General features: G+C 37.8%; 12 protein-coding genes and 1 other RNA gene. 3 read left to right on the forward strand and 10 right to left on the reverse strand.

Features of this window, described 5'->3' with window-relative positions; all coding sequences use genetic code 11:
• Window positions 1-6 precede the first annotated feature (6 nt).
• Window positions 7-3516, reverse strand: a complete 3510-nt coding sequence (locus E7274_RS00590; RefSeq protein ID WP_304172852.1) for a DUF5717 family protein — start codon at window positions 3514-3516, stop codon at window positions 7-9.
• A gap of 163 nt (window positions 3517-3679) precedes the next feature.
• Here E7274_RS00590 and E7274_RS00595 point away from each other — a divergent pair, with 163 nt between their 5' ends.
• A complete protein-coding gene (locus E7274_RS00595) occupies window positions 3680-4768 on the forward strand; it encodes a pyridoxal phosphate-dependent aminotransferase (RefSeq protein ID WP_044934680.1) in 1089 nt (362 codons plus the stop codon).
• On the opposite strand, the gene E7274_RS00600 is transcribed toward E7274_RS00595, so the two are convergent.
• Complete coding sequence (locus tag E7274_RS00600; RefSeq protein WP_304172854.1) at window positions 4757-5755, reverse strand: glycoside hydrolase family 25 protein; 999 nt, start codon at window positions 5753-5755, stop codon at window positions 4757-4759. The genes E7274_RS00595 and E7274_RS00600 overlap by 12 nt on opposite strands.
• Window positions 5756-5760: 5 nt before the next feature.
• Complete coding sequence (locus E7274_RS00605; RefSeq protein ID WP_304172855.1) at window positions 5761-6285, reverse strand: GNAT family N-acetyltransferase; 525 nt, start codon at window positions 6283-6285, stop codon at window positions 5761-5763.
• A 130-nt stretch (window positions 6286-6415) separates the two neighbouring features.
• Between E7274_RS00605 and E7274_RS00610 the strand changes: the two genes are divergently transcribed.
• Complete coding sequence (locus E7274_RS00610; RefSeq protein WP_304172857.1) at window positions 6416-7063, forward strand: HAD family hydrolase; 648 nt, start codon at window positions 6416-6418, stop codon at window positions 7061-7063.
• Between the two features lie 11 nt (window positions 7064-7074).
• On the opposite strand, the gene E7274_RS00615 is transcribed toward E7274_RS00610, so the two are convergent.
• From E7274_RS00615 to secG, 6 genes are all read right to left on the reverse strand, one after another.
• The gene (locus tag E7274_RS00615; RefSeq protein ID WP_304172859.1) at window positions 7075-8208 is read right to left on the reverse strand and encodes a D-alanyl-D-alanine carboxypeptidase family protein; all 1134 of its coding nucleotides are present in this window, start codon (window positions 8206-8208) and stop codon (window positions 7075-7077) included.
• A gap of 123 nt (window positions 8209-8331) precedes the next feature.
• Window positions 8332-8673: a transfer-messenger RNA gene (gene ssrA / locus E7274_RS00620) on the reverse strand.
• 7 nt (window positions 8674-8680) lie between these two features.
• Window positions 8681-9223 carry a Maf family protein gene (locus tag E7274_RS00625; protein ID WP_044934687.1) on the reverse strand — a complete coding sequence of 181 codons (543 nt, stop codon included), beginning with the start codon at window positions 9221-9223 and terminating at the stop codon, window positions 8681-8683.
• Window positions 9223-9690, reverse strand: coding sequence for an SsrA-binding protein SmpB (gene smpB / locus E7274_RS00630; RefSeq protein WP_044934689.1), 468 nt, complete (start codon window positions 9688-9690; stop codon window positions 9223-9225). Before smpB ends, E7274_RS00625 begins: the two co-directional genes overlap by 1 nt.
• A gap of 15 nt (window positions 9691-9705) precedes the next feature.
• A complete protein-coding gene (rnr, locus tag E7274_RS00635) occupies window positions 9706-11961 on the reverse strand; it encodes a ribonuclease R (protein WP_304172860.1) in 2256 nt (751 codons plus the stop codon).
• Between the two features lie 54 nt (window positions 11962-12015).
• The gene (gene secG, locus E7274_RS00640; protein WP_033154215.1) at window positions 12016-12258 is read right to left on the reverse strand and encodes a preprotein translocase subunit SecG; all 243 of its coding nucleotides are present in this window, start codon (window positions 12256-12258) and stop codon (window positions 12016-12018) included.
• Window positions 12259-12425: 167 nt separating this feature from the next.
• Here secG and E7274_RS00645 point away from each other — a divergent pair, with 167 nt between their 5' ends.
• Window positions 12426-13280: a putative ABC transporter permease gene (locus E7274_RS00645; RefSeq protein ID WP_304172862.1), complete on the forward strand. Its 855-nt coding sequence runs from the start codon at window positions 12426-12428 to the stop codon at window positions 13278-13280.
• Window positions 13281-13328: 48 nt separating this feature from the next.
• Here E7274_RS00645 and yajC read toward each other — a convergent pair whose 3' ends face one another.
• Window positions 13329-13685, reverse strand: a complete 357-nt coding sequence (gene yajC, locus E7274_RS00650) for a preprotein translocase subunit YajC (RefSeq protein WP_097075534.1) — start codon at window positions 13683-13685, stop codon at window positions 13329-13331.
• Window positions 13686-13756: the final 71 nt, after the last annotated feature.

Consider the following 13756-nt stretch of genomic DNA (forward strand, 5'->3'; position numbering starts at 1 on the left):
TCACCATTAAATAATAGTAAATAAATCTCTTGTAACAGCATCCAAGCCCTGATAAGTCTTAAGGTCAGCAGCAAGCTCTCCTGCTTCCTCGTATAGGTTGTGGCGGCTGATACTATTCATTAGAGCGAATCGGCCATTCTTAACATCAGGCTCTTCACTCATAACTATTGTGTCGCTCTTTAAAGGATCTTCTGAAAGCTCATCACAATAAATTTCGTATCTAAGCTCGTCACCATAAAACAGGATAAACTGCTTTACATACAATCCGTCGTACATTTCAATCATATCCTCCTCAAGAGGCTCCTGACCGTTGATAGAGTATGTGATAACGACAGATTTTCTTTTATCAGTAGCAATTTCTATGAAATGCTTATCATACAAGTGATATTTAATTTTTAGTTTCTCATTACAATTAACAAAGAATCCAAAGTACTGGTTACGCAAAATAGCATCTGCCAAAAGCATATCCAACATGCTCATATCATCTTCATCTAGGTCTTTCTGTAGACAAAGATACTTAAGAAGAGCTATTCGCATACTTTCGTTAACTGTAAGGCCCTTTTTATATCTATTGTAAATATGTGAGAAAATCTCTCCTGGTACTTCCTTGTGCTCAGACAAATAACTATGTGCTTCGTATGTAAGGAAAGCCTCGACAATCATTTTGTTGTTCTTTCGAGCAACATATGAATCAAAGACTTCCATTATGCCATCGCAAAGGAAATCCCTATACAGAACCTGTGTAAGAATTCTTTCAGAGAATTCCACAACATCTTCACCGCGCTCATAAGCGTTGTTGTAAATCAGCATCATGACGTCTGTTGGGCCAACATAGAATTTGATGAGATACTTAATCATATCTCCATGTACAAATCCCTTTTGTACCAAATGAGCAGTCATCAGGATAAGGAAATCATCTGTTTTTTCAGAATCCTGATTTATCATAAACTGACAAAGCTTTGTGGCAACCTCTGGCCTTAGCTGAGAACCGTTTGTGTGCTGAAGCATGTAGTAGGCTTCCTCGTATTTGCTACGGCTGACAAACACCTCAAGAACATCGGCAATCACCTCTGCTCTAAGAGATTTCAAATCTGCCTCATGCATAAAATGACGCTCTATCAAAGCATCCTCTTCGTTTTTACGAAGTACCTTGATAATCTTTGGATACATGCTACGCAAATAATCCAAAGAAATCTGCTTAGAATCCAGTAACATTTTGATGCTTTCTGAATCTTCCAGATTGTCTAAATCCATAAGAACGAAAGCCATGCTCTGTGGCGCCAATTCCTTAAGGGTATTGAAATATGCAGTAGCATCTATAACGTCTTCCTTAAAGTATGCTTCATCATCTACAAACAGATAACCATCATTATCCTCAAGGAAGAAAACACCTTCACTGCCTATGTAGTTAACATAAGCTTTATGATCTGAAACATTAGCAATCACAGGTGTTTTGAACTCATCCTGATATAAGAAAATTCTACGTATATCCGGATTGATAACGGCCAGCTTCTTTTTGAACGCCAGCTCTGAAACAAGCTTTGCAACCTCTTTATCAAAAATCCCAAGCTCCATGAGACGCTGATAACATACAGCAAGATTGTCATCCAAACGACCAAGCTTTAGCTGCTCAAGTGCAAAGGTTTCTATCGCTGATTCATAATGATCATAGGTATCACTGTCTTCTGCCCTGTGCAAAATAATATTGGCATAAAGAAGCGCTTTCTTTTCATAAGAAAGATCGTTGTTGTATTTAAAGAACATAGTAAGAAGCTGTGGAAACCTATCTACAGAATAGGTAGGCATAGCTTCCATGTATGCCTCAAAAATACCAGATACATGAAGGTTTGCTTCGATAGCCATTTTAAACCACTTGAAGAATTTTTCTTCGATGTAGTTTGCCTTTAAAAGATATGTAACAATGGCAAGTAAAAACTGTAAATCAGGATAGATTTCATAGCAGGCTTCGATAATAGGAAGCGCTTTAGGATTGTAGGTCCTCTCAGATTCAATAACATGAATCATCTGAATAGCAATATCTTTTGAAATTGCATTTTTCTTTCTCGCCCAATTAAGTACTTTAATTGTAAGTTCATCGAAGGATGATATTAAATATGGATCCTGGACAAAAATATAGTAAGCCTCAATGTAAAGAAGAGGCGAATCAAATCCTCTAGATACCCAGTCTGAAATATCCCTGAGCTTTGCAGTAGGGTTCTTTATGTATTCTTTTCTCAGGAACATCAAAAACCAGAAAAGCCTAACATCATCAGGATGCTCAAGATAAATAGACTCTATGTTGCCAGTAAGCCTATCTACGTATGATTCTTCCCTTTCGATGAGGGTGCAAATATACAGAAGAAAAGCCCACTGCGTGCTGCTTTTATCTTCGATAGTTCGCTTCAAATCCTGAATAATCCAAAGAGCTTCTTGCTTTTGGTTGTTTGTAACATAAACCAACGCTCTCATCAAAAGAGTAAAATTGTCTTCTTCATCCTCTTCTGAAATGGAATCTAATACAGAAAGTGTTTCCTGACACCACTGGCCTGTAGTGATTTTGCGAAGTCTAAAGTCTTCGTAGAGACGACATGCCTTAAGAATCTGCATATCCTTCTTGTGCTTTTCAGAATCTAAAGTGGCATCCTCTTTTAAAGATGATGCGATAATAGTGATTTCCTTATGAATGCCTCTGTAATCAAATGAAATCTTTGCATAATTAAGACCTTCATGCATTCTATCTTTGTGAATGTAATAATTCATATTGAAGATAGAGCCAAGGAAAAAGTCAGATGTAATATGTTCCTTTTCAACTGACACAAAATCAGCATCGCATGAAACTTTTATATCGATGTAGCCCCATGTAGAACGAACAATTTCTATTTCACCACGAATGTTTTCATTTACCTCGTAGTATTTGTCACATCTCTCCTGCACATCAAAGGACATCTTTGGCTTTAGTCCTGTAGAAACAAGGAATTCATCTACATTAACAGCAGCAATCGGAGCTGCTTTGAAGCCACGATATAATAATCTGGTGCGTTTATCTAAATCAGAAATGAACTCAGCGAATCGGTCTGAATAGAACACAGAAACAGCTTCGCTGAAATGATTTTGAGCAAGCTCTGCAAAAGCCTTTAAATCATGAATTTCCCCAACAGAAGTGATTAAAGGTCGAGTAGCGTATGTAATGGTAAAAGGAATGTGCTTTTCAATTCCTACCGCTACAATAATGAACTCACCTGAAAGAGCCTCTCCTGATTTGTAATTGAAATCGTCCACTTTATATTCGATACGAACGTTTTCCTTGTCAAACCAAGGGTCACTAACCTGCACGTATGGATTTGTACAATAGACTACGCCCCTGATTTTAACGTTGTTAAGACTCTTAAAGAAAAAACTGCCAGTAAATGTATCGCCCACATAGCATGTCTCTTCTATCTGTTCTCTTTCGAATTCTATATTTGGTTTTAAGTCATCGAATTTATCCTCTGATATTCGATAGATTCTTTTTCTCAAAACATTCTTCCTCTACATTCCAAGGATTAGGTATACACCCACTAATCCTAGCATATTCTTTTCAAATTATAGCACAACATGTTGTGTTTTCAAACGAAATAGAAACAAAAAGATGGATATTTGTTAAACGTGGTGCTACTATATAAAAAACGAGGTGATAGGCATGATTAAACACAAAGACCACTTCCATGGAAGTGATTTAGAAAAAATTGAACAAATCTACGGAATTAAAAAAGAAAACATCATTAGCTTCTCTGCTAATGTTAATCCACTTGGGATTTCTCCTAAATTAAGAGAAGGAATCAAGGAGCAAATCGATTGCATTACAACATACCCTGACAGAGATTACGTACAGCTTCGTCAGTGCATTGCAAACTACTGCTCTACAGAGGTTGAAAACATAATTGTAGGAAATGGTTCAACAGAGCTGATTTCCCTTTTCATCCAGATTCAGCAGCCTAAAAAGGCTCTTATTTTGGGACCAACATACTCAGAATACGAACGTGAAATCGCTTTATGCGGAGGTAAGACTATCTACTATCCTCTTCGTGAAGAAAATGATTTCGTACTTGATCCAGCTCATTTTATAAGCAAGCTATCAGAAGATATCGATATGCTTATTATTTGCAATCCAAACAACCCTACAGGTACTGCAATTAACGTCCATGACATGCGTCTTATTCTTGATGCCTGCAAGGAAAGCGATATTTTTGTAATGGTAGATGAAACATACGTGGAATTTGCAGAAAATGTAAAAGAAATATCTGCAGTCAGTCTTACCAGAACCTATACAAACATCGCAATACTGAGAGGAACTTCCAAGTTCTTTGCAGCCCCTGGTCTTCGATTAGGCTATGCTATTTGTTCTAATTCCGATTTAATGCAGATTATGAACCAGCGTAAAGATCCATGGTCAATTAATTCAATCGCTGTAATAGCCGGCACTCTAATGTTTACTGATGAGGATTACATTCAAGAAACAAGAGATTTAATAAAATCAGAAAGAGACCGCTTGTTCAAGCTTTTTGATGAAAGTAGCCGTTTCAAGCCATATAAGCCACAGGGCAATTTCATGCTTTTAAAAATATTAGAAGACGGCATTACAAGTGGGGATTTATTTGACAGATGTATTCGTCAGGGTCTCATGATCAGAGATTGTTCCACATTCCCTTATCTTGGCGAAAAATACATTAGAATTTGCTTTATGAATCCAGAAGATAATACAAAATTGGCTAGCCTTTTATTGGGCTAGCCAAATATCTAAATCGACATTTCCATTTATTCCATTTACACTACCAGTTTCAGAGTACTGCCATATGTCAAACTCATATGGCCAGTAAAACTCTTTGTTATAACCAGCAAACCATTTCTTGTAATCAGTAAGCTGAGTAAAATCTAGAAGCATCGCTCCCATTTCAGTATTATGATAAATCATTGAATCATATCCTGCATTCTGGACAGCCTCTAAAAAAGTAATAGTAAGTGCTGTTCTATCTTCTACTGTAAGGCTATTTGTTCTAGCCTCGCTGTCGCTTACCTTTTCTACGTCAAATACAATTGGAAGCTGAAGTGTATATCCATCTAAAAGATTAAGAACAGTGGATGCTTCCTCTAATACTTCCGCCTGGGAAATAGCCTGCGAAAATACATAAACGCCAACATCAAGGCCTGCAGCTTGAGCTCCTTCGATGTTTTCGATACATTTTTCATCTACAACGATTTTGCCTGTGCCATATCCTCTATAGACAGCTCTGACAAATACAAACTCAACACCATCGGCAGCAACTGCCTCCCAATCGATATCACCCTGATGAGAAGAAACGTCTATTCCTTTTCTAGAAACAACCTGTCCGTCCACTACATAAGAATAAATGCCATTTTCATCTTCCTGAAGATTATTAATATCGAAAGAATTCTTAGGAAGCGAGTCATTAACTGGAACAAAATTGTATTTGGAATTTGCTGCAACAACAATATACTCCGGGTAAAGAGACTTCAAAACAGAAATAATTGTGTTCCCCTCTTCTAATGATTCTTTGATGGAATCAAGAACACTTTTCTGGCCCTCAGCCTTTGCCTCATCTACAAGCTCCTCAACCTGAGCACTGGAATAAGTCTCACCTTCTTGAACCTGTATTCTGCTATGTGTATCAGCAACTATATAAATAATGCCAACTGCTATCAAAGTAAAAAATATTGATAATGTAGATACCAATATATATCTAAGCGCTCTTTTCATAACCACTATTTGCTAGGCATATCATTCAAATCACCGATTTGTTTTCTATACCACACAATCCCTTTCCATTCTCCGAATTTGTAACCTATATCTGTAAAATGACCTACCTCTTCAAATCCCAAAGCCTGGTGGAACTTGATGCTAGGCTCATTGTCATCTGTAATAACTCCGTACATGAATTTATATCCCATATCAGAAAGACGCTTCTGAAGCTCACCATATAAGGCCTTTCCTATTCCAGATTGCTTAGGAACATCAGGTGCTAAATATATAGTCGTCTCCACTGAATATTTATATGCATCATGATGACGAACCCTGCCGCCATAAGCCATACCAATCACCTTACCTTCGGAATCACAAGCAACAATGTAAGGATAATCCTTTTTTGTTTCGATAATAGACTGTTCGTAGTCTTCAACTGAGCCATTTACCTCTGTGAAAGTAACAAAAGTATTTGCAACATAGTATCCGTAGATGTCGCAAATCGAAGCGGCATCGGCAATTTCAGCCTCTCTAATATAAAATTCCATCATGTCCTCCTAAATTAGCCGGTAAAAAAATCATAACAAAGGCATACTAATAATTCAATATTTTTCCTTTACAAATACCTATAATAGCTATATAACAATTAGAAGAAAATAGAAAGAAAAGGTTATTACAATGAAATACGACACAATACTATTTGACTTAGATGGTACACTTTTGTACACACTTGAGGATTTAACTGATTCCATTAATCATACACTTACAGAATATGGATTGCCAACTCACCCAATTGAAAACGTCAGACGATTCGTAGGAAACGGACTTAGAATGTTGGTTGTAAGAGCATTACCTGATGGCGAAAATTACGATAAATTCGACCAGTTTTTCGCTGACTTTGTAGATTACTACAACAGTCACAACCGTGTAAAAACAAAGCCATATGATGGCATCCTAGAAACTACTAAAGAACTATCTGAAATGGGTATCAAAATGGCAATCGTTACCAACAAGGGGCAAACAGCCAGCAATTCCCTACTAGATGACTTCTTTAAGCCATATATAAATATTGTTATCGGTGATGATGGAAGTCACAAAAGAAAGCCTGATCCAGAGCCAATCAATCTAGCTCTTGAAGCATTAGATATAAAAGATAAATCGTCAGTTTTATATGTTGGCGATTCTGATGTAGATGCTGCCACTGCTATTAACTCAGGGCTCGATTATATCTTATGTACATATGGATTCCGCGATATGGATGATTTAAAGGAATTCTCACCTGTCGCATTTATCGATTCAATCAACAAAATCAAAGAATATCTATAAAAAGAAAAGGCCTACTGCGTGTAGGCCTTATATATATCTACGTGATCATAAATGCATCTCCAAGAGCTTGAAGACTTTGCTGTACAGCATATGTATTCAGTTCCATCATCAGCTATCATAGAGCTGACAGCACAGTTTCCAGATTCATCAACATATCCAGTCTTAGCGCCCTCAATGGTGCCTCCAATATCCTTATCCTCAATTCTACGCAAGAACCAATTAGATATTGTAATTCCCTCAGGATTAACATTTGTAGCTGTAGAATTATAAACCTTAGTGGTAAGAACCTCTTTGCATAACTCATTGTCCAATGCCGCCATCATAATAATTGACATATCATATGGAGTACTATAATGCTCATCACTATGGAATCCTACAGGGTTTGTAAAATGAGTGCCAGTAAGTCCTAATGCCGAAACCTCTTCATTCATCATAGTAACAAAGCTATCTACATCTCCTGCTACATACATAGCCAGCTGAGCCGCAGCATCGCCACCTGAAGGAAGAATCGTTCCATAGAACAAATCCTTTACAGTAACCTCTTCATCCTCAACAAAACCAGAAGTAGAACCACCACCTGCATATGAATAATCAATAGCCTCGTGGGACATGGTAACAGTTTCGTTAAGCTGTTCCTCAGTTAGATTATTAGCCGCAACCAGAACAGTCATTACCTTTGTCATAGATGCTGGAACAATCTTTTCATAGGAGTTTCTAGTACCAACTATTTCCTTTGTGTCATTGTTAATTAAAATAGCATATTCACTGACTACATCTCCGCCAATAGAAATAGTTGAACTTGTTTCTGCTGCCGAGTATACGCCAGAAGAACTACTTGTTTCTTCTGATTCAGTCTCTGTCTCTGTTTCCTGATTAGGATCTTCTGAAGCACCTGTACTTACCTTAAGCCCAGTAGACTTTTCTTCAGATGCATCAGATGCAGATTCAGTAACACTTTCCTCTGCAGCAACTCGCATAGTATCATCAGTACCTTTTATATGGGAAACAATTAGACCACCGATAATAACGATGGCTAAAGAAATTGCTCCAAGTTCAGAATAAACCTGGATTCTTCGTATAAGTTTTCTTCTTTTACGATAAGCTCTACGCTCCTCGTTTGTCATGTGTCGTGTAGATTTTGCCATAATATTACTCTCCACCCTTTATGATTTAATTCTAACATCCGAAAGGAGCCTCGACAATTTAGAACGTAATTTCTGTTAAATATAACGAAAGTCCCATTTCACAATGTGAAATGAGACTTAAAAAAGTGGACTAGACGGGAGTCGAACCCGTGTCCAAAAGCCAATTCCCGGCCCTTCTACGAGTGTAGTTTGTAATTTTACATTCCCTCCACACAGCTCTTACAAACAAGATATGTGCTTTAGTAGCTTCATGATACGCCCACTATCGCAAAGCTTTGATAGCGTCGTTTCCTACAGAGTCGAAGTCTGGGTCCTAAGGTGTAGGTGCCCTAGGTCAGACTGCCGCAACTAGGCAGCGTATGCTAAATTATCTTCAGCGTTTAATTTTAAGTTTGGCCATTTAACCCATTACCGTGGGACTCGCTTCTTCCGCTGCATGACCCCTGTCGAAACCATTACTAGCCCTTACAGTTTACAGCGACCTATAAACTTTAGCCAAAGGTAAACCAACAACGTTATTGTAATCACCTTTAATCTCCTTAACTAAAACAGCACCTTTGCCCTGAATGCCATAGGCGCCAGCCTTATCCATTGGCTCACCTGTAGCGATGTATTTTTTAATCAATTCAGGACTGTTCTCATACATAACAACTTCAGTACATTCTGCGAATGTATTGATATTTCCTGTCTCGTCAACGATAGCCACTCCAGTATACACCTGATGAGTATTTCCTGACAAGCGCGAAAGCATTAAAAATGCATCTTTTTCATCTTTGGGCTTTCCAAGTATCTTGCCATCGTAGGCAACAACTGTATCTGCAGCCAGAACAACCCTGCCAGGATTCTTATCAGCTATAGCTTTTGCCTTAAGCAGGCTTAAGTCCATAACGACTTCATCCGGCTTAGTTTTGTCTGTAACTTCTTCTACATTGGCAGCCTGCACTTCAAAATCGATACCGACCTGTTGTAAAAGTTCTTTTCTTCGTGGTGAGTTGGATGCAAGTATAATCTTCATTAGCCTAAATTCCTTATCTTAAAGTCTCTTTCTGCTTCGCGCTTCATATCCTTCTTCTGAATATCAGCACGCTTATCGTATAGCTTCTTACCTTTAGCCAAGGCAACCTTTACCTTTACAAGGCCATTATTAAGATAAACCTCAATAGGAACGATAGTATAACCATTTTCCTTGATTTTGCTAAGCAAGCGATTAATCTCTGACTTGTGAAGCAAAAGCTTACGAGGACGAAGTGGGTCTCTATTGAAAATATTACCCTTTTCATATGGATTTACGTGCATCTGATAAATAAACATCTCGCCATTATCAATACGCACAAAAGCCTCCTTTATGGAACATTGACCAAGTCGCATAGATTTGACCTCAGTTCCGTGAAGCTCTATTCCTGCCTCGTACTCCTCCTCGAGAAAGTACTCATGATAAGCTTTTTTATTATTTGCAATTAGTTTTCTGCCTTCTTTATTCATAATCTTTAGCTCCAATTAAAAACGCTGAAATTCGGTAAGGATAAAATCGATAGTACGAGCTTGCTCATCAACAGAATCCAGTATTACTGTAACAGGCTGACCCAATTTAAAGGTACGACCTGTTCGCTCGCCAACAAGTGTAAGATTCTCTTCGATAAAATCATAATGATCATCATACAATGTCGATACGTGAACCAGACCTTCAACTGTATTTTCAAGCTCAACGTACATTCCCCATCCTGTGACTGAAGAAATATTTCCAGTAAATTCCTGACCAATAAAATTCTTCATAAACTGAACCATTTTCAGTTTATCAACTTCTCTCTCACATTCCTCAGCTCTACGCTCAAGCTTGCTTGTTTCAAGTGCTACCTGTGGAAGAAGTGATTCATAATGAGAAACCTTTCTATCGTTCATCCTTCCTCGTAAATGATCCTTTATAATACGATGAATCTGTAAATCAGGATATCTACGAATTGGTGATGTAAAGTGACAATAGTACTGTGCAGCCAAACCAAAATGTCCCTTGCACTCTGTGTCGTATCTTGCCTGTTGCATACTTCTGAGAGTCATCTTTGTAATGACAGCCTCGTCCTCATGACCAGCCAAAGATTCTAACATCTTTTGGATTTCCTTTGGATGAATGCTGTCTTTATTTCCTTTAAGTGTATAACCACAAGCACCTAAGAAACGGCTTAATGACTGAATTTTCTCTGGGTCTGGAGCTCCATGAACACGATATACAAATGGAGATTCCATGAGATTGAAGTGCTCTGCAACAGTTTCATTTGCAGCCAACATAAAATCTTCTATTAGTTTGTGCGCATCATTGCGCTCATATGGTGCCAGACCTACAACCTTTCCTGACTCATCGATTACTATATGAGTCTCTGGGAAATCAAAATCTATAGCTCCTCTCTTCTTACGCTTTGCACGAAGAATCTGGGATAGCTTATACATTTGATCAATCATCTCGGTAACATCAGCGTATTCGCTACGTTTAACCTCATCACCAGTCATAATAGCAAATACATCAGTATATGTCATACGATGATTGCTGTTTATTACAGATTCGCAAATATTGTGATCAATAAGCTCGCCCTTTGGATTGAATGTCATGATGCAAGAAAGGGCCAATCTATCCTCTCCCTCATTCAAAGAACACATTCCATTTGAAAGGGTATGCGGAAGCATTGGAATAACTCTATCAGAAAGATAAACTGAAGTTCCTCGCTTAAGCGCTTCCACATCAAGTGCTGATGATTCCTGCACGTAATTTGTAACATCAGCAATATGAACTCCAAGAACGAAATTTTCCCCATCCATTTCAAGGGAAACACCATCATCGATATCCTTTGTATCCTCACCGTCAATCGTGATGACTGTCAAATCTCTAATGTCATTTCGTCCAGCTCTATCAGCTTCAGAAACAGGCTTAGCAACATTAGTAGCCTGCTTTAAAACCTTATCTGGAAACTCAGGATCAATACCAAAGCCTCTGACAATAGATAAAATATCTACTCCAGGATCATTCTTATGACCAATGATTTCAGTAATGACACCCTCTGGCTTATGAGAATCATCGCCATAGTCATCAATGTGGCAAACTACCTTATGACCAGTAACAGCTCCCATATCCTTGCCAGCAGGAATGAAAATATCTCTATCTAATTTGTTGCTATCAGCAACTACAAAGCCAAATCCATTGCTTTTTTCATAAGTGCCCACAACATCTGAAAAACCGTGAGCAATAATACGAATAACACGAGCTTCCTGGCGTTTACCAGGAGCACCAAAGGTAAGAACAGCTGCTACTGTATCATCCTGCATAGCAAAAGCCGTGTTATCTCTGCTAACAAAATAGTCTTCGTCGCTTCCCTCAACCTCAATAAAACCATATCCATCTTTATGAGATATAAATCTGCCAATAATATCAGGCTCAAGATTCTCATTCTTTGGACGATTTGCATTCTTTGCAACCTGATTAAGAGACTGCTTCTTAGCAGCTACTTCTGCTTTTGAAGGTTTCTTTGATTTATGATCTTTTAGCTTTATGAATTTAGGTCTGTTTTCAGCAATCTGATATTTGCCACGCTTTGTAATTTCTACCTGTCCCTCGTCAACAAGCTCTTGCAGAACCTGCGCAAACTCGCTTCTTTTATCCTTCTCAACATCAAGAAGAATTTCAAGCTCCTTCTTTTTCATTGGAACATAAGCCTGACTTTTAAATACATCCATCAGAAAATGCTTTTGTTTATCGAACTCTCTCATAAACCTCCTAAACAACAAATGCCACCCTTAAAGGGTGGCAAAATAAAATCTTTCTTAAAAGCTACCAATATTCAATACTGCTGAAAGCACGAAGAATAAGATAACGCAAACTGTTGTAAGCTTAACTAATAAGCCTTCACGCGAACGTCCCTTATTACGGCTCCAGTATGAATCAAACTGCTGACCTGATAAAGAACCAAGTCCGTTCTGCTTTCCTTCCTGGAAAAGAATGATAACTGTAAGTGCCACACAAATAGCAATTAATAAAAATATAAGAACTATCTTTAATGTTTGCATAATGCCTCCCGAATAGCTAATATTTAAAAACTAAAATTGCGACCTTTCGCAACATTTGAAGTATATCATAGGGTATATTTGATTTCAAGCAAATTCAGCAAATCTGTGTCCTTTTATTTTGTCCCCAAAACTACTATACTATTACTTAACGCAAAGGAGAATAAGTTATGTTAAGTAGGTATTTTGTATTATTTATTATTTATAGTTTTATCGGGTGGATTTACGAGACGTGTTATTGCACTGTACACGAAAAAGCTTGGGAAAATCGAGGCTTTTTATATGGTCCTTGTATCCCACTTTACGGAGTCGGTGCTACGCTAGCCCAGATTATTTTTGTAGATTTACCTTTCATACATAGTAAGAGTCCTTCATATTTAACAATATTCTTAGGATGTGCCGTCGGCTCTTTCTTTCTAGAATATGGTACATCATATATCTTAGAAAAAAGATTTCACGCAAGATGGTGGGATTACAGTGATTTACCACTCAATATAAATGGACGAGTTTGCCTTATTTTTACATGCTGTTTCGGAATCGCCGGAATAATTGTAACCCAATTTATAGTGCCACCAATCGTAAGCCTTGTTGTCATCATTCCTCAGATAGTCATAGAATTACTGGCATTAATATTTATGTTCCTCTTTGGAATGGACATGGCATTAACAGTTTCTGCACTTACCACATTTGCAAAAGATTTTGAACGTATAAACGAGCAGATAAATAGCCAAATGGCAGAAAAAGTGGAAACACTTACAACAAATCTGGCCGATGCAAAACTTGCTAGAATAGAAAAAGCAAACGAACGTAAAGAAGCTGCTTTTGTAAAACGTGAAATTACTGCCGAAAAACTTGAAGAAATAAAAGAACAATTGTCCAGTGAGGCGGTTAAACAATGGATTATGAATGCTACCGAAACTCAACGTGGCCAGTTCAGACACATTGCCAAATTCACTCACCCAGTAGCTTCTACCAAATCCCTTTTAAATAAAGGATCTGAATATCTTCGTCATCGTAAAAAATAATTAAAAAAAATAGCCACCTAACAAGGTGGCTATTTTAGTCTAAATAATTTATTTAGTCTTTTCTTTTTTATCTTTCTCGTCTTCCTTTGTAGCCTTAACAGCATCCTCAGGCTTTTCAATCTGAGCGATAGCTACCTTCTGCATAGGAATACGGCAGTTCTTGTTGCTTCCGAACTCTACGATAACAGTTGTGTCATCAGGAATTGCAATAACAACACCATAAAAACCGCTTGTAGTAAGAACTGTATCACCTACAGCAAGTGTAGACATCATAGCTGTCTTTTCCTTCTGCTCCTTCTGCTGTGGACGAATCATGAAAAAGTACATGAATACAAAAAGAACTACTACCCAAATAATTAAGCTGATTGAGCTATTAGCTGCAGTTAATAAAACTGAACTGTTCATTAAATTATTCCTCCTAATCGTTGGCCCATTGGCCAGTCACTGAAATTTATTTTACATAAAGAATACTATAT

It is taken from the genome of Pseudobutyrivibrio ruminis, from assembly GCF_015057245.1.
Taxonomy (GTDB): Bacteria; Bacillota; Clostridia; order Lachnospirales; family Lachnospiraceae; genus Pseudobutyrivibrio; species Pseudobutyrivibrio ruminis_E.